At 47.4% G+C, this 15,684-nt stretch carries 20 protein-coding genes; 9 read left to right on the top strand and 11 right to left on the bottom strand.

Annotation, left to right across the window (positions count from 1 at the left end; genetic code table 11):
- Positions 1-68 precede the first annotated feature (68 nt).
- From ACBP55_RS32535 to ACBP55_RS32525, 3 genes are all read left to right on the top strand, one after another.
- On the top strand, positions 69-383 hold the full coding sequence (locus tag ACBP55_RS32535; protein WP_464647620.1) for a hypothetical protein: 315 nt from the start codon (positions 69-71) through the stop codon (positions 381-383).
- Between the two features lie 157 nt (positions 384-540).
- Positions 541-783, top strand: a complete 243-nt coding sequence (locus tag ACBP55_RS32530) for a spore germination protein (protein ID WP_464647619.1) — start codon at positions 541-543, stop codon at positions 781-783.
- A 20-nt stretch (positions 784-803) separates the two neighbouring features.
- Entirely contained in the window at positions 804-1,064 is a 261-nt protein-coding gene (locus tag ACBP55_RS32525) for a hypothetical protein (RefSeq protein WP_464647618.1), read from the top strand.
- Positions 1,065-1,087: 23 nt separating this feature from the next.
- Here the strand turns inward: ACBP55_RS32525 and ACBP55_RS32520 are convergent, their stop codons facing one another.
- The 7 genes from ACBP55_RS32520 to ACBP55_RS32490 form a co-directional block, all read right to left on the bottom strand.
- A complete protein-coding gene (locus tag ACBP55_RS32520) occupies positions 1,088-1,423 on the bottom strand; it encodes a hypothetical protein (protein ID WP_464647616.1) in 336 nt (111 codons plus the stop codon).
- Between the two features lie 26 nt (positions 1,424-1,449).
- Positions 1,450-1,947: a hypothetical protein gene (locus tag ACBP55_RS32515; protein ID WP_464647614.1), complete on the bottom strand. Its 498-nt coding sequence runs from the start codon at positions 1,945-1,947 to the stop codon at positions 1,450-1,452.
- A gap of 69 nt (positions 1,948-2,016) precedes the next feature.
- A complete protein-coding gene (locus ACBP55_RS32510; RefSeq protein ID WP_464647613.1) occupies positions 2,017-2,235 on the bottom strand; it encodes a hypothetical protein in 219 nt (72 codons plus the stop codon).
- Positions 2,236-2,445: 210 nt separating this feature from the next.
- Positions 2,446-2,889 carry an Hsp20/alpha crystallin family protein gene (locus ACBP55_RS32505; protein WP_029199177.1) on the bottom strand — a complete coding sequence of 148 codons (444 nt, stop codon included), beginning with the start codon at positions 2,887-2,889 and terminating at the stop codon, positions 2,446-2,448.
- Positions 2,890-2,988: 99 nt separating this feature from the next.
- Complete coding sequence (locus ACBP55_RS32500) at positions 2,989-3,282, bottom strand: small, acid-soluble spore protein, alpha/beta type (protein ID WP_464647610.1); 294 nt, start codon at positions 3,280-3,282, stop codon at positions 2,989-2,991.
- Positions 3,283-3,302: 20 nt separating this feature from the next.
- Positions 3,303-3,749, bottom strand: a complete 447-nt coding sequence (locus ACBP55_RS32495) for a GtrA family protein (protein WP_464647608.1) — start codon at positions 3,747-3,749, stop codon at positions 3,303-3,305.
- A gap of 7 nt (positions 3,750-3,756) precedes the next feature.
- Positions 3,757-4,779 (bottom strand): glycosyltransferase family 2 protein, encoded by a 1,023-nt coding sequence (locus ACBP55_RS32490; RefSeq protein ID WP_464647606.1) that lies wholly within the window; start codon positions 4,777-4,779, stop codon positions 3,757-3,759.
- Between the two features lie 200 nt (positions 4,780-4,979).
- On the opposite strand from ACBP55_RS32490, the gene ACBP55_RS32485 reads away from it, so the two are divergent.
- Positions 4,980-6,248, top strand: a complete 1,269-nt coding sequence (locus tag ACBP55_RS32485; protein ID WP_464647604.1) for a mannosyltransferase family protein — start codon at positions 4,980-4,982, stop codon at positions 6,246-6,248.
- Positions 6,249-6,298: 50 nt separating this feature from the next.
- Positions 6,299-6,493, top strand: coding sequence for a VOC family protein (locus ACBP55_RS32480; protein ID WP_464647602.1), 195 nt, complete (start codon positions 6,299-6,301; stop codon positions 6,491-6,493).
- 66 nt (positions 6,494-6,559) lie between these two features.
- Here ACBP55_RS32480 and ACBP55_RS32475 read toward each other — a convergent pair whose 3' ends face one another.
- Complete coding sequence (locus tag ACBP55_RS32475; RefSeq protein ID WP_464647600.1) at positions 6,560-7,165, bottom strand: DUF2087 domain-containing protein; 606 nt, start codon at positions 7,163-7,165, stop codon at positions 6,560-6,562.
- A 207-nt stretch (positions 7,166-7,372) separates the two neighbouring features.
- Positions 7,373-8,731 (bottom strand): FAD-binding oxidoreductase, encoded by a 1,359-nt coding sequence (locus tag ACBP55_RS32470; RefSeq protein WP_464653502.1) that lies wholly within the window; start codon positions 8,729-8,731, stop codon positions 7,373-7,375.
- A gap of 534 nt (positions 8,732-9,265) precedes the next feature.
- Between ACBP55_RS32470 and ACBP55_RS32465 the strand changes: the two genes are divergently transcribed.
- On the top strand, positions 9,266-9,904 hold the full coding sequence (locus tag ACBP55_RS32465; RefSeq protein ID WP_464647598.1) for a futalosine hydrolase: 639 nt from the start codon (positions 9,266-9,268) through the stop codon (positions 9,902-9,904).
- 1 nt (position 9,905) lies between these two features.
- The gene (locus ACBP55_RS32460; RefSeq protein ID WP_464647596.1) at positions 9,906-10,799 is read left to right on the top strand and encodes a 1,4-dihydroxy-6-naphthoate synthase; all 894 of its coding nucleotides are present in this window, start codon (positions 9,906-9,908) and stop codon (positions 10,797-10,799) included.
- A 565-nt stretch (positions 10,800-11,364) separates the two neighbouring features.
- Here ACBP55_RS32460 and ACBP55_RS32455 read toward each other — a convergent pair.
- On the bottom strand, positions 11,365-12,321 hold the full coding sequence (locus tag ACBP55_RS32455) for a D-2-hydroxyacid dehydrogenase (protein ID WP_464647594.1): 957 nt from the start codon (positions 12,319-12,321) through the stop codon (positions 11,365-11,367).
- A gap of 22 nt (positions 12,322-12,343) precedes the next feature.
- Complete coding sequence (locus ACBP55_RS32450; protein WP_464647592.1) at positions 12,344-13,348, bottom strand: RluA family pseudouridine synthase; 1,005 nt, start codon at positions 13,346-13,348, stop codon at positions 12,344-12,346.
- 252 nt (positions 13,349-13,600) lie between these two features.
- Between ACBP55_RS32450 and ACBP55_RS32445 the strand changes: the two genes are divergently transcribed.
- Together ACBP55_RS32445 and ACBP55_RS32440 are read left to right on the top strand one after the other, a co-directional pair.
- On the top strand, positions 13,601-13,825 hold the full coding sequence (locus ACBP55_RS32445; protein WP_036635713.1) for a hypothetical protein: 225 nt from the start codon (positions 13,601-13,603) through the stop codon (positions 13,823-13,825).
- Positions 13,826-13,917: 92 nt separating this feature from the next.
- On the top strand, positions 13,918-15,681 hold the full coding sequence (locus ACBP55_RS32440) for a B12-binding domain-containing radical SAM protein (RefSeq protein ID WP_464647590.1): 1,764 nt from the start codon (positions 13,918-13,920) through the stop codon (positions 15,679-15,681).
- Positions 15,682-15,684: the final 3 nt, after the last annotated feature.

Raw genomic sequence — 15,684 nt, 5'->3', positions numbered from 1 at the left:
CGATATTATCTACACAGCCGTACACTGTAGAGCAATGTATCTCTATTGCTTAAAGGAGGTGGACGTTTGTGGCATCCAAAATACGTAAAGACGACGTTCGGAAATTGATCGGGAAAAATATCGTTGCTCTTAAGAAAGACGGAACTCAAGTAACTGGTAAATTGGTGCGGATCAGCGGTAACACGTTGATTGTTGCTCCGCAAAAAGGCAAAAAAGTTCAAGTAAAAGCGATTATTCCATTGGTTTTGTTTGATCTGTTAGCGATTGGTACATCACCTTTTGCTTTTGGTGGATTTGATGGCTTTGGTTTTGGCGGTGGCTTTGGTGGCTTCGGTGGCTTCGGTGGTGGCTTTGGTGGCTTCGGTGGTCCAGGATTCTTCTAGTAAAGGAGGACTCTTTCCCAATATGGGAAAGGGTCTTTTTTTTTTTTTTTGCACCATTTCAGCTCTGGATGAATAGGCTAAGATACATCTCCGGCCAAAGTCCGTCAAGCTGGGCTGAAGAAGCTGAAAGTTATCCAAGGACAGGGAGTGAGCAGTTGTGCCGAGTTCCATCGTTTTTAACATGATCAATGTCAACAGTATAAATACGAATGCAACCATCGGGATCGGTGAGAATGCGCAATCCAGCTGGGATTCACACAGCAAAAACAATTACGGGACTGGTCAATTTATCGGAAATACCGTCTCCGCCAATATTGTTAATTTAATCTTTGACAACGATTTTATTGATGCACCAATTAATGATCAGGATTTTAAACCAGCTGTTACTAATCAAGTATAGTTGAATGGTGGGTGAATGTCGTGCTGAAATTACCGTGCCCGCTAGAGCCGCCGCTCATTGAATTTGATTCTATCCATGTTAATTCCATAACCGATGCATCCGGTATTTTTATCGGCACCAACATACAAGTGAATTGGTCTACAAGCGGGAAAGCGAACAATGGCCTTGGAGAGATAAACGGTGATCATAATTATGTGCTTTATAATATCAACACGGTTTACGATAATGACATCATTGATGCCCCTTATACCAAAGGGGACTTGATCATTGGCCGTGTATAAAAAAAGAATGCTCCGCAGCTGCTCTAATCAGCAGTTTGTGGAGCATTTGTCGTATCTTCAGCCTGCGGGCTGGCGGGAGCAGGGGTAAAGCCGGACGTCTGAGCCTGGTTGGCAATCATGTCCTGCAGCCACTCGGGTGTTTCGTTATCTCCGATGTTGAGCATATCAAGGAAATCGGAATCGTTGAGCATAGAACGAGTTCCAACTAACTGATTGTTGTCGCCTTCGACAGCGCCAAAGCCCTGAACCGTTTTCTGATTGCTTTGAAAATCGGTCGGCCAATTATTGCCCATATTGAGACAGGACGCGCTTTGTACCGATCCGATGCGGATGGAACCGATAATGAATGTTGGGGACATGAAGGAGGACACCTTGTATCACCTCTTTATGAATTAGACTGTGGTGGTGTGTATTTATAACCGGTCGAGGTTCGCTCTGTTTTCGAAGCGGCAGCACCCTGTGAAGCAGCATCTACACCTTCAGTGGCAGTACGAGAGCTAGCGGTTTTACTTTCTTTTGACACATTTGCACGTTTAAAAGCTTCATCAACCGGTACACTTTTCTCACTTGGCTTGGCAGCGAAATTGTTACCTAGATTCAATGAACCGCTCAGTTCCTTAATATCGAGATGATCCAACCGAAAGGTTAAGTTTTCTAAAACGGGTTGATGGATATGCAGGGTATCGATATGTATCTTCGGGTGTTTGGCAGTAAGATCAGCCAATTCTTCTTCCAACTTGCGAAGACGCCGTTCTAATTGCTGAACGTGTTGATCCTGGGGAGACATGGCTCCAGTTTTAACTTCTGGTCTAGCGGCAGGACTAGCTCCAGAACTAGCTTCAGTTCTAACCTCAGCTCTGGGCTGGGGTTGATGTTTTAGCATTAGCAGTACCTTTAGTTGGCTGCGTTTTGGGCGGGGCCGATTTCTTTTTTTGAAACCACATGGGTAATCTCAGCTCTCTCGTGTAGATGGTTTAACATCAAAGGTGTCGCCATCTTGGACAGTATGCTTGCCACCCAGAATAATATTATGCTCCCCGCTTATTTCCCCAAGCCCTTGATTAAGCTTCTCGGAATGACGCTTTCCGATGATCCGATTCGTACCCCTGTTCACACTGGATGTATCCGCGATTCCATCGATATGTATAGATTGAAACTGTATGCGCACCACAGTAATCCCTCCAATCCTGCATTTCCGAACGCTCTCTTTTAATTATATGGGGACAAAGGAAGATTCATTTCTCTTTTCGGTAAAGATTCATTTTTGAATATAAAAAAGATTACCGACCAATCGGCGAGAAAGGCCGTTTAGAGGGTAATCTTTATTTGGTTCGTAACCATCAACCATGACGAATGTAAGCTAAACTCCTGATTTTGCTCATTACGTGAACTGTATAGGAATAACTTTCTCTCCATCCGGAGGAGCAAGCGGGATTCGAATAATGAGCAAACCGTTGTGATATTGCGCCCGCATTAGATCGGTCATCGCATTGCCGGGTAGGCGGAAAACTCTCTCGAATGCACCGAAATATCGCTCAGACAACCGCATTTGCTCATCGAGTACTTGGTAGGGCCGAACGAGCATCCCGCGCATAAGTAAGGATTGGTCACGGAAAGAAAGCTGAATCTGCTCGGGTGAAGACAATCCGGGAACTTCAGCCACAACAACGAGTTCCTGCGGTGTCTCATACATATCAACTCTTGGCCCGGTTAGCGGGATGATACTGGCAATATCGTGCCAGAATTCGGGGCCCAGCACATCGCCAGCTTGCGCCGACAGCCCTTTCCAATCGGGCTTAGGCGTTCGGTTGCCTGGGGGATTCATCGGCCATCATCACCTGACTTCTACATAGAAAGTAGCGCTGCGAGCAGCTTGCTACTAGTTTATGTACACCCGCGGCGGAATATGGCTGTCTCTCATGACCTATCGCTGCGGTGGCCGCTGATTCGCAAACTGCTGCTGCGCCATGCGCACGAGCTCACGCACCATAGCCCCGCCAATCGGACCGCCGACCTTGCCAGCGTCTTCTGAGCTAAGCTGCCCGTTGTAGCCTTGCTGAAGGGGAACGCCAAGCGTTCGGGCTACTTCATATTTGACGAGATCAGGTCGTTCTGGGTTGACATTATACCCTTGATTCTTCATGACTTGCGCCTTGAGCAGTCCCAGGCCATGTTCAGATCCGGGCACGATGGCCCGGTTGCTTCTTCTTCGTGCCATTAGGCATCACCTCTTGGTGATTAGGATACCCCAGGGTTGTCCGTGCCATGAGTTCGGAATGTAAAATATTTATGTCCCAAATAATTTCCAATCGTATACAAGCCATTGCCAACCAAAATAGCAGCATTGTGCAGCCAATCTGCCCGCACGGATGGCAGGAAAGAGCTTGCTGCTTCTGCAAGTACCCAACTTAACCCATAAGAGACGCCATAACAGCTCAAAATAACAACAGCAAATTTCCACCAACTGCTGCCGACGCTAACGTTGGAACGAAACGTAAATGTACGATTCAGCGTGTAGCTAACAATAGCGCCTATAGTATTTCCTACGAAAGTAGATATCCAATAATTAAGGTGAAGCAGATTAAAGAAAGCAAAGCTGGCTGACAGACCGACCAACGTATTGAACAGACCGACAAGTAAGAAGCGCGCGAAGCTGCTAGTCAACAAAGCTTTTATCCGTTTCATTGAATCATCACCGGCTGGAGCTTACTTGATTGGATGGCGTATGGACTAATTCGTGATCCCGTCCAGCTGCTGTCAAATCCTTCTCGATGACGAAAAGCGGACGGTGCTTCACTTCTTTATATATTTTGCCTATGTATTCACCAATTAAGCCGAGCGCGAGAAGCTGAACGCCGCCAATGAACCAAACCGAAAGAACAAGCGATGTCCAACCGGTAACGTTCGCTCCGAGAATTTTGCCTACAATGGCATATAAACCGGCAACGACACTCAACGCGAATAGAAGGAAACCCATGATAGTGACGAAGCGAATAGGGGTTACACTGAACGACGTGATGCCATCGAAGGCGAATGCGAGCATTTTGCGAAGCGGATATTTGGATTCTCCGGCAAAACGTTCTTTACGGTCATAATAGACCTGAGTGGATGGGAAGCCGAGTAGAGGCACCATACCGCGAAGAAATAAATTGACCTCTTGAAATTTCTCCAAATTTTCGAGGGTACGCTTGCTCATCAAGCGGAAATCCGCATGATTGTAGTGAATTTTCACACCAAGCGAATTCATGAGCCTATAGAAACCTTGGGCCGTAACTCGCTTGAAAAACGTATCCGTCGAGCGATCCTGTCGGATGCCGTAAACGATATCGTAGCCTTCGTGGAATTTGACGATAAACTCGCGAATGACACTTGTGTCGTCTTGCAGATCGGCATCGATGGAAACGACGCAGTCCGAATAGGTCTTGGCTTTCATAAGCCCGGCAAGCAAAGCGCTTTGATGGCCTGCATTTCTTGCAAGCTTAAGACCAGTAATCAAAGGACTGGAGTCGTGGAAGCTCTCAATAAGCGTCCAAGTTGCATCCTTGCTGCCATCGTCGACAAACAGCACTGTGCTTGTGGTGGCGATTAATTTATCCGAGATGAGAGTCTGTAACACAGTGGTAAGTTGGAATACTGTTTCTGGGAGTACTTCTTCTTCGTTATAGCAGGGGACCACAATGGTCAATACGGGATAAACCACAATTCTCGTCTCCATTCTGCAAAGAGGATTGAAAGGATGATATGGCTTTCATTATATCGTAATGTATGTAAAATATTAATTTTTTAACGAAAATTAAACATTTTTAACCAATTGACGTCTATACTAATAAGCTTTACGAATCCTTAACTTGGTAAAAGAGGGGAAATCAGGTAAATTTACAGAAAAGATATTGAATGTTCGGATAGGAGAGATGGATGATGGAAACACGGCTAGAGAAAGTGCCACAAAGAGGGAAAGTCAAAGTGATACTATCGATTGTGTTGCTTGTCCTTATTTCTCGGGCACTCATGCTGTTTACTGGATATATCGGGATGAATTTGTTTACTAAGTCTTCTCAGGTGCCGATGTATATGCAGAATGTGCCAGGCACCTTGTCCAAGTGGACGTTGAAGCTTCCTGGGGAACTAGCTTCTACGGAGAAGCTGAAGTTAGAGGATTTTATCAAGTTTGATACGTATTCTTACTTAAAAATAGCCACACAAGGCTATGACAAGTTTCGGATGGACGAACCGCATACAGCTGCAAATTGGGTGTTTTTTCCATTATTTCCGCTGATGATATTCTTGCTTAGTAAAATATTTTGGTTCGAACCTGCAATAGTCGGTATGATCATTTCGAATCTATGTTTGCTTGGCGCCTTAATTTATATCTATTTTATTGCTCTGCAGCGGGGATTCAGTGAACGTCAGGCGGGAACTGTACTGTTGCTAATAGTGATTTACCCATCGTCGCTTTACTATACCCTACCGTATACAGAGAGTCTATTTCTGCTGTTATCGGCAGCTTCCATCTATTATGCAGGCAGCAAACAGTATGCACTCGCCTTTATAGCTGCCAGCTTATCTACCGTAACCAGGGTACCTGGGTTTATTAACCTTGCATTTGTGATGGGTTCCGTGTTTATGGACGAAGGGTTCAAATGGACCTGGCGTTATCTGAAATGGTCGTTGTACAGCCTATTATCACTTATCCCTATAGGTATATATCTCCTACATATGCGAATCGTCACCGGTGATTTCTTGGCTCCTTTTCATGAGCAGAGCTTGCACTGGTTCCGCTATACAACAATACCATTTATCAATTATGTTCGTTATTTGAAAAAGCCTTACTTCTCTACACCAGATGGCTGGGATAACGGCTTCATTGCTTTTACCGTATCGACAGCTGTATTTGTCGTTTTTTTGAGTTACCTCTTTGCTCATTTAAAAAAGCTTATGACAAATAAGCATGAGCTTCTATTTTTCGTTTATGGCTTGCTGCTCATTGTCATCCCATTTTCAAGTCAACCTTTATTTCTCGTAAGCGTCGTACGCTATATGATGGTGAGTATACCGTTTTATTTTTACTTAGTGAAGTTGACCGAAAAGTGGGAAAATGCTCGAATTTTCTATATGATGCTGTTTATGATTCTACAGGTTTTCGAGACGATTGGCTTTTTTAATGGGTACTATTTTGTTATCTAAAAGGGTTGAATAACGAAAAGTGGCCGGAACGCGAATGAGGACAATAGAGATTGTCGTATTTTCACAAGACGAGTCATGCCGAGCTTAAGCCATCTGTCGTCTTTGTTACGGATGATATTCAGACGACCTACGCGAACATGAAGTCCAAAGGCGTCGAATTCGAAGGGGAGCTATCGGAGATGCAGTGGGGAACTTTTGCCACATTTAAGGATGAGGACGGGAATACGTTTCTTTTAAAAGGATAAGGCTAGGAAGGCAAGGACGAGTTCTTAGGTCGTTTAATCGACTGGGAACCGTCCTTTTTTTTGGAATTAGGATAAGCTCTCCCATTTGGCCCACATCTCCGTTGGATTGAGTTCGTATATCTCGTTCTCGCGAAACATGAACTGGTGCATAATGAATTCTCTTCGAATCGTTGCGAAATCAGGATGGTAATTCTTAATGAAGGCATTCAGTTCCTTCTCTGTGTAGGTTCGACCTTGTTCAAGCTGCTCGACTAGATGTTCTAGGACGATAAGTTTTTTCTTGAGCTGGGCTGGGATATGCTTGAGTTTGCCATCTAAGGTTATAAAGTTTCGAATGACAGATTGCTTGAGGTTCTGATTACGATCTTCATCTTTCATAGGATCGATCTCTCCTTTCTTGTTTTTGAAAATGAGCTCAGCCGTCGCGGTGGCATTACTGTGTATGAAATATTCATTCAAAGCGAAGTAAATCGTGTTCTTGTCTCTACGTTCATTGATGAGGTTGGCCTCGCGAAGCTTGGAGGCGTGATGGGTAATCGTTGCTGGGGTAATACCCAGTTTCTCGGCAAGAACTTGACCGTTCAGCTCTCCATCGGCTAGTAAAATGAGCATACGTATACGTGTTGCGTCGGCAAGAGCCTTGTGATAGGTAATGATTTTATCTAATTGCATGGCGGGTACACCTCTTTAAAAGGATATCTAATTTAATAAATGTCTAATTAGATAGTAATTAAATTAGATAAAATTGTCAATAGTTTGATCTCACATGACATTTAGAGGATTTATGTCGCCTTTTTTGCATAGGAACAGCATAATATTCACTGAGAAAAAAACACGTATGCTAAGTTTGTGGAATTATAAAAGCCCCGATAAGGGGCTTTATAATCGGCGGGCTGGCGGGATGCTCTGTGGGAAATTGAAGATGTTGTTCGGGTCGTAGAGGGCCTTCACTCGTGTTAGCCGGTCGAAATTGGCGCCGTAGTAGGCCTGTTGCCAGTGTTTGATTTGGAGGTCTGGTGTATTGACGTAAATACCATGAGTAAACGGAAGCATCGCTCGGCGAAAGTTCTCCACCCAGCGGATACCCCGCTTAGCCCCTGCCTGCGTACTCCAAGTGGCAAAAGGTGACATGTTCGACCAAGCCCGGCGCCAAAAGTAGGCCGTTGCCCGACTTGGCACCCTGGCCACAGCCCCATTTAAGCCGTGAAAAAAGACTGTGACCGAGGAAGTAGGTGGCTCGTCGATAAAGCGTCTGATCGTGGAGATACCTTCACTGGGAAGTTTGTGGATATAGGGCCCTACGCTCTTGAATGGGAAAGGAGACGTTGGTTGAGTAGCCGCTACGCGGCGTACAGACTCGATCCAAGGTATCTCTTCGATACTCACCTTCCGTGGCGAGCCTGCCCGAAGTAAAGGTTGTAGCAATTGGCGGTACTTTGCGGTGGAACCGAGGAAGACACCTTGCATTAATATAGGGTTCGACGGTGGCCCCTGTAATCCGTTAGCAATCGTGAGTATGGGGGTCTGTCTCTCATTTGCGCCAGGGGCTGTATATTCCTGCCATGCTCGTAGTACCGGCTCCAGATCGCGCAAATCCCAGACGATTTCGGCGAAGGCAACTGTTTCAATGCGATGAGTTCGAAAGCGAAAGGTTGTGCAGACGCCGAAGTTACCCCCGCCACCTCCGCGCGAGGCCCAGAAAAGATCGGAGTTGCGATCAGTATTGGCATGGGTCACGCGGCCGTTCGCATCTACCATCTCGAGGCCGAGCAAGTGGTCTAGAGTCAGACCCCACGGTCGGGAAAGGATGCTGTGGCCACCGCCTAGAGTAACCCCGCCGATGCCTGTAGTGGGACAGACTCCCACCGGCACCACCAACCCTTCCTTCCAAAGCTCCTCGTTCAACGTACCACCTCTAATGCCGGTCTGTACTGTGGCGATGCCGCGCCTTCTGTCCACATCCACTTGATGCATGTCGCTTACGTCGATCACGATTCCTGCGTCTACAACTGACAAGCCCTCGTAACTGTGGCGACCAGAACGCATGCGGATTGGTACGTTGTTATAGCGAGCCCAACGTATGGCGTTGACTACGTCCTGAGTCTTCTGCGCAAAGACGATTACCCGCGGGAATTTATTAAAGAAGGTGTTGAACTCTCGACGAGCCGAGTTGTATTGAGGGTTACCAGGTACAACGATACGTCCGGTTAGTTCAGGTTCCTTGCCACGTCTTAAAATCCGAGGAGCGTATCGTTTGTCAATCAGTAAGCCTGGTATCTCTTTCTTAGACCTCCTAGTCTTTAAGTTTCGTAGCACTTTAATATCTACTTTCACTTTACGGATTGGCCCTTTTATGTTCAACTTCCACATCCCCTTAATTTTTGTAAAGCTATGATATTTGAATCATAGCAACAGTCTATGTACACTTGCGCAGAGAGACACGGCGATTACCCAATTTGTTCCGCGTACTGTGCTTGTAAGAAACTGTAACTCCAACGATAAATAAAAGCCCCATGCAATGGGGCAGGGGCGAGGAAGGGGAACTGTATCCAACGAATTATCGTATTCCATAACATTTGTCAATGTTACATTCGCGCAAATGCTAGTAAAATACCCAATTAGGGTTAGTAAACTAACGATACGACTAATTAATAGAATCATAGTATGTTTGTGTCGTAAGTGGAGGTTTATAAAGCGCACTGGTGAAGGGGAGCATGGTCATGTAAAATAAACGTAGGTAGGTTATTTTTTATAAAGGGGATAGGAACAACGATGCGCGTACTTGTAATGACGGCCGTGGCCCCTGAAAGGGATGCTGTTCAGCGGGGCCTAGGCCACGACAGCAGGTTTGAATTTGCCTTAGCAGGCGTTGGGCTTGCTGCGGCAGCAGTGAACGGAGCGATAGAGCTTGCGAAAGCTGAATATGATTTGGTTGTAATCGCCGGTATTGCCGGCGGATTTGTAGGCCAAGCGGAGATAGGCTCGCTTGTTGTATCAAGCGAGATCATCGCCGCTGACCTTGGCGTGGAGCTGCTGGAAGGCTTCAGCAGCTTGGACGAGCTTGGCTTCGGCTCGACGCGCGTAAATGTTGCTGCAGATGCAGCCGAGCGAGTGACGTCGGCGTTGTTAGCCGCTGGTCTGCAGGCGCAGATGGCGCCAGTGCTCACGGTAGCAACGGCCACCGGGACGGCAGCGACAGCGGCCGCGCTGGCTGCGCGAGTTCCTGGAGCCGCTGCCGAAGGCATGGAAGGCTTCGGCATTGCGACAGCAGCGCAGCAGCGCGGTGTGCCTGTGCTGGAGATACGCGCCATCTCCAACGCGGTCGGTCCTCGCGATCGAGACGCTTGGCGTATCGGTGATGCCTTGAAAGCTTTAGAAGCAGCAAGTTCAGTCCTAGCGGAGGTGCTTTAATATGAAGATTGCTTACTCACCATGTCCAAACGATACATTCGTGTTCCATGCTTGGGCGCATGGGTTAATCCCAGGTGCCCCCGAGCTGGATGTCTTATATGCCGATATCGACATTACGAACAAGCTAGCTGCTGAAGGCAGCGGGCCGGATGTCCTCAAGATCTCTTATGCAGCACTGCCTTGGGTGCTGAAAGACTATGCTCTTCTGCCCTGCGGCGGTGCTTTGGGCAGAGGTTGCGGACCGTTGGTGCTGACGAAGATCAGCGATACAGAGGGGACAGCGGGGACTGCGGGAACAATGGAGACAGATGGACCAGTGGGAACAACGCTAGACCCGGCCATGCTCAGCGGCCGCCGGGTCGCTGTGCCGAGCGAGCGCTCGACCGCGTACTTACTGTTCCGCCTCTGGGCGGCACAGAACGTTCCGGGCGGCGTTGGTGAAATCGTGGTCATGCCGTTCCACGAGATCATGCCCGCGGTGCGGGACGGCCTCATCGATGCTGGCCTCGTCATTCATGAAGCGCGCTTCACTTACCCGTCTTACGGGTTAGCGCTTCTTACAGATCTGGGCAGTTGGTGGGAGTCGGACACCAACCTGCCGATCCCTCTAGGCGCCATCATTGCAAGGCGCTCTATGGATCTTGAGGCGCTTGCGGGCTGGGCCCGCGCCTCAGTCGAATACGCGTGGGCGCATCCGGAAGCATCGCGCGACTACGTCATGGAGCACGCGCAGGAGATGGACCCGCAGGTCGCTGAGGCGCACATCGACCTGTACGTGAATGAATTTACCGCTGATCTAGGTGAAAGCGGCTATGGCGCCGTCTTGACCTTGCTCCAGCGGGCTGCGGAGGAAGGGCTTGTGCCGCAGATGGATTATGCGGCCCTGCTTAAATAATAGCTCAAGCGAAAAACCGCGTAAGTGCACTAGCACTTAAGCGGCCAAAATATCAAGTGCTGTGGATACCCGCAGCCCACATAGTTGTGAACGTTGAAAGACCACCGTTTTGGGAGTGAACCCAAACACGGTGGTCTTTTCGTCCCTAAGGCTGATTTCAATCATCTTCGCAGGGCGCGAGAGCATGTCAGCTCAGCTGGTTTTCCCAGTTCAAGCCCCGTAGCGATGTTTTTCATCGCTAAAGTGTGCATGAGCAGGAAATGTGCTACGTTAGCGATATAATACATCCTTAAAACTGCCGTCCCAAAGTGAAATAATCTAATTTTCTCGCCGTAGCGATGTTTTTCATCGCTAAAGTGTGCATGAGCAGGAAATGTGTTACGTTAGCGATATAAAGCATGCTTAAAACTGCCGTCTCCAAGTGAAATAGCCTAATTTGCTCGCCGTAGCGATGTTTTTCATCGCTAAAGTGTGCATGAGCAGGAAATGTGCTACGTTAGCGCTGTAAAACATCGCTAAATCCATCGCATTCACTCACGCACGCACGCACTCACTCACTCCAACACTACCCAATCACATTCACCGGACGCCCATCTAGATAAGCACGCACGTTACCAATCGCCGTATCCATCAGTCTTGCTCGTGCTTCTTTAGTAGCCCAAGCAATATGCGGGGTAATAATCACATTTCTCGCGTGCAGCAAAGGATTGTCCGGCTGAGGCGGTTCTAAGGTCAGCACATCGAGACCGGCTCCCGCCAATCTGCCTTCGTTCAAAGCATGAGCGACATCTTTCTCATGGAGAAGACCGCCTCGTGCTGTATTAATGATAATAGCCGTCGGTTTCATCTTAGCGATCCGTGCAGCATCTATCAAATGATTCGTTGCCGGTGTCAGCGGGCAGTGCAGACTAATGACATCTGAGCGCTGCAGCAGCTCGTCGATATGCACCCACTCGATGCCCTCAACAGGTTGAGGGATATTTCTTCCGCTACCAGTCGCGATAACCTTCATTCCCATCGCCTGCGCAATCAACGCGGTTTGTTTGCCGATTTGTCCCAGGCCAATCAGTCCCAAGGTTTTGCCACTCAACTCGACGAGCGGAGACCGGCTGTAGCTGAAATCAATCGACCCAACCCAATCCCCATTAAGCACGCTGTCACTATGCTGCTGCACCCGATGGCAAAACTCCAATAACAAAGCAAAGACCAGCTGAGCAACAGAATTAGTACTGTAAGCAGGAACATTAGCGACAATAATGCCATTTTCCTTGGCTGCCTGAATATCAACGATATTGTATCCGGTCGCAAGTACGCCGATATAGCGAAGCTTAGGCAAGTGTTGAATCATTTGAGCGGATAGCGGGGTCTTATTCGTTAATACAATCTCTGCATCAGCAGCACGTTCAAGGATCTGTGACTCAGCAGTTCGATCATAAACAACAAGCTCGCCGAGTGAATCTAATCCGCTCCAGTCCAGATCTCCGGGATTTAGTGTGTAGCCATCAAGTACAACGATTTGCATCTCTTATCGCTCCCCAAGCCAATTATTTCTTCGCTGGCAACTCTTTAAATGGATTCATAAACACCTTCGGAATATGCGTCTCAAATCGCAGCAGCTGACCCGTTGTCGGATGCAAAAAGGCAAGCACACGCGCATGAAGTCCAAGACGGCCAATTTCCTTCGTTTTTGAACCGTATTTCTTATCGCCAACAACGGGGTGGCCAATGTCCTGCATATGAACGCGGATTTGATTTTTGCGGCCGGTCTCGAGATTAACCTCTAACAGTGAGAAGCTCTTGTTCGCTTGTAACGTTTTATAATGCGTAACTGCGTGCTGTCCATCATTCGGATACGGCGTCGAAAACATTTTAAGCGACTTCGTATGCTCTTTGAGCCATGAGGAAATGGTCCCTTCGGGCTTTTTCACCATGCCTTCAACCAGGGCAACATAAGTGCGCTCTTTGACACTTTCCTGCCAAGTGTTCTGCAGGTGCTGCTGAACCTTTTCGTTTTTGGCAAACATCATCACGCCGGATGTATCTCGATCCAGTCTATGTACAACGAAAATCCTTGCCTTCGGATCGTGGTTTCGAACATGGGCCGTAAGCTGGCGATAGGCCGTAATCTCATTTTCTTTGGTATTTGTGGCGATAGATAATAGCCCGGCATCCTTTTGAATGACAATCACATCTTCATCTTCATGCAAAATGCTCATGCCAGCGAGAGGGATATCTTCGACGATTTTATCTTTGTTAATGGTGACCGTTTGTTCTGGCTGCAAGGGATAGTTGTAAGCTGTTACGGCTTTGCCATTCACTGCGACTTGTCCACGGGCAAGTATGGCTTTTACCGAATTACGGCCCAAACTCGAAAGCTTTTCTATTAAAAAAGGTAGTAGCTCAGAGGACTCCTTTACGGTGTACTGGCGAGTACTCATCTCTTGGCTTCCTTTTGACGTAATAGGATTCTGACTCTTAGTTTGTTTGGATTTGGGATTCTGGTTCTGATTTTTATTTGGACCTTGAAACTTATCTGGCTTCTTTTGCATAAAAAAGACCTCCTATTGCGATCGCTTACCTTTCGGTCAGATCATTCACCTTACAATATACCACGTTCGCAAAAGCAAAAGAAACGCTATGAGGGAAGATCCTATCTATCGCGCGACTTTCTAGGTACATCCCAGTGGAAAGTTACTTATCCGCCATTTGCCCCGGCAGCCTTTGTATGCCCACCTACAAAAAAGGGAACACTTCTACTTACATGCTGCAGCACTACATGTGAGAAAAGGTGGGAATTCCTTATGCTATTATATCAATTAACGCAATGGTTCGAAGAGCGCACCACCCTGCAAAAGGCTTTGCAAAGTGGCCCTGCTGAAAATACCGGTGAATTGCAACAAAGAATGCAAGAAGTCGAAGATCAGCTGTATTCTCATGCCGAAAAGTGGAAAAATGCGATTCAGGAAGCCTCCTATTTGCAGTTCCCTTATGAGAACCCTCAGTTGGATGATGATATGGTTCTTTAGTCATCTTTGGGAGGGCTTGCCTTTGTATTTCCTCGGTTTTCGTGTAGAATTAGATAGTACGATAAACGAGAACAGAACGAGGTTTTTTGATAATGAAAGTACTTGTATCCACACTTAATGCCAAATTCATTCATACCTCCTTAGCCTTACGCTATCTAAAAGCGTTTTGCGAGAAGGATTTTGACGTTGAAATTACAGAATATACGATAAAAGACCCTGTCATGAACGTCGTTTCGGACATTTATCAAAAGGCCCCGGATGTATTGGGTTTTTCTTGTTATATTTGGAACATTGAAGAAACGATAACGATTATTAAAATGATCAAAAAGATTCGGCCAGATCTCCTAATCATGCTTGGCGGCCCAGAGGTTTCTTATGATACCGAATACTGGATGAATCGCATTCCTGAGGTCGATTTCATTGTGATGGGCGAAGGGGAAGAGACCTTCCACCAACTGCTGACGGAGATTTCGACGACTCGCAAATATCATTTTGTATATGGACTGGCCTATCGCAAAGGCGAGGAAGTCGTACTGATGCCGGGCAGACCTAAACTGAAGCTGGATGATATCCCTTCTCCGCACCGTTTTGCAGAGGATGTGCCGAGTCTGGCTAATCGCGTTGTGTATTTCGAGACGAGCCGTGGCTGCCCCTTCTCCTGTCAATTCTGCCTGTCGAGTATTGAGGTTGGTGTGCGGTATTTTGATATGGAACGTACGAAGTCCGACCTGCTTTACTTAATCGACTCCGGTGCGAAGCTAATCAAGTTCGTGGATCGGACGTTTAATATTAAGCGTGATTATGCGATGGAAATCTTTGAATTCCTCATTGCCAATCATCGCGGCACCGTGTTTCAGTTTGAGATTACTGCGGATATCATGCGCCCTGAGGTACTCGATTACCTAGCTGAGAATGCCCCTCCGGGTACATTCCGCTTTGAGATCGGGGTCCAATCTACGAATGATACAACCAATGATTTGGTGCAGCGCAGGCAGAATTTCTTCAAGCTGAGCCGTACGGTATCTAAGGTGAAAAATAGCCTGAAAATCGATCAGCATCTCGATCTGATAGCCGGCTTGCCGGAAGAGGATTACAACTCGTTTCGGAAGACATTTAACGATGTTTTTGAACTAGGACCGGAAGAACTGCAGCTCGGATTCCTGAAAATGCTGCGCGGCACGGGTATGCGCAAAGACGCGCATAAATACGGCTACGTTTACATGGACCACGCGCCTTACGAGATTCTCGGCAATGACATTCTGCCATTCACTGATTTGATTCGCATCAAACGGGTGGAGGATGTGCTTGAGAAATATTGGAATGCTCACCGTATGGATCATACGGTCAAATATTTAATCGCCAAAGAATTCGCTTCTGCGTTTGATTTCTTTCAAGAGTTCGGCGACTTCTGGGAAGGCCGCGGTTGGCAGAAGATTGGGCATCAGCTCGAGGATCTGTTTACCCGCTTGCGCGATTTCCTGATGCATCGTGAAACCAAAAACATGCACGTCATTGAAAGCCTGATGAAATTGGATTATTTCCTGGGTCATAAATATAAGCCGCGCAAAATCTGGTGGGACTTCACCTTGGAGAAGTCCGAGCAGAACGCGTACCTGAGGCTGCTGGCTGAGCAGCCTGAGCTCGTCAGCGGCGACTTCCAGAGCCTCCGCATCAATGAAAAAGATCTCCACAAGCACGCGATGCTTGAGGTGCTTCCTTTCGCTTTGCAGACATATCTGCAGAGCGGGGAGATCGACGAAAGCAGCAAAGAGCTGCTTGTTGTGCACTTCCCGCCGGACGCGCAGCAGCCGGCCAGCTACTACACCATGCCGCTGCGCCAATTGGCGACAACATAAAAA

It is taken from the genome of Paenibacillus sp. WG02, from assembly GCF_055396115.1.
Note: the sequence above shows the minus strand (reverse complement) of the source record. Positions and strands in the feature narration are given on the sequence as shown.

What these genes read in the sequence shown, in the direction of transcription:
- ACBP55_RS32455 (WP_464647594.1), bottom strand. Translation starts at nt 12,321, where the DNA reads ATGCAAATCGTTGTACTTGATGGCTACACACTAAATCCCGGAGATCTG.
- ACBP55_RS32475 (WP_464647600.1), bottom strand. Translation starts at nt 7,165, where the DNA reads ATGCAATTAGATAAAATCATTACCTATCACAAGGCTCTTGCCGACGCA.
- ACBP55_RS32485 (WP_464647604.1), top strand. Translation starts at nt 4,980, where the DNA reads ATGATGGAAACACGGCTAGAGAAAGTGCCACAAAGAGGGAAAGTCAAA.
- ACBP55_RS32450 (WP_464647592.1), bottom strand. Translation starts at nt 13,348, where the DNA reads ATGCAAAAGAAGCCAGATAAGTTTCAAGGTCCAAATAAAAATCAGAAC.
- ACBP55_RS32460 (WP_464647596.1), top strand. Translation starts at nt 9,906, where the DNA reads ATGAAGATTGCTTACTCACCATGTCCAAACGATACATTCGTGTTCCAT.
- ACBP55_RS32520 (WP_464647616.1), bottom strand. Translation starts at nt 1,423, where the DNA reads ATGTCCCCAACATTCATTATCGGTTCCATCCGCATCGGATCGGTACAA.
- ACBP55_RS32505 (WP_029199177.1), bottom strand. Translation starts at nt 2,889, where the DNA reads ATGAATCCCCCAGGCAACCGAACGCCTAAGCCCGATTGGAAAGGGCTG.
- ACBP55_RS32500 (WP_464647610.1), bottom strand. Translation starts at nt 3,282, where the DNA reads ATGGCACGAAGAAGAAGCAACCGGGCCATCGTGCCCGGATCTGAACAT.
- ACBP55_RS32465 (WP_464647598.1), top strand. Translation starts at nt 9,266, where the DNA reads ATGCGCGTACTTGTAATGACGGCCGTGGCCCCTGAAAGGGATGCTGTT.
- ACBP55_RS32440 (WP_464647590.1), top strand. Translation starts at nt 13,918, where the DNA reads ATGAAAGTACTTGTATCCACACTTAATGCCAAATTCATTCATACCTCC.
- ACBP55_RS32515 (WP_464647614.1), bottom strand. Translation starts at nt 1,947, where the DNA reads ATGCTAAAACATCAACCCCAGCCCAGAGCTGAGGTTAGAACTGAAGCT.
- ACBP55_RS32490 (WP_464647606.1), bottom strand. Translation starts at nt 4,779, where the DNA reads ATGGAGACGAGAATTGTGGTTTATCCCGTATTGACCATTGTGGTCCCC.
- ACBP55_RS32445 (WP_036635713.1), top strand. Translation starts at nt 13,601, where the DNA reads ATGCTATTATATCAATTAACGCAATGGTTCGAAGAGCGCACCACCCTG.
- ACBP55_RS32495 (WP_464647608.1), bottom strand. Translation starts at nt 3,749, where the DNA reads ATGAAACGGATAAAAGCTTTGTTGACTAGCAGCTTCGCGCGCTTCTTA.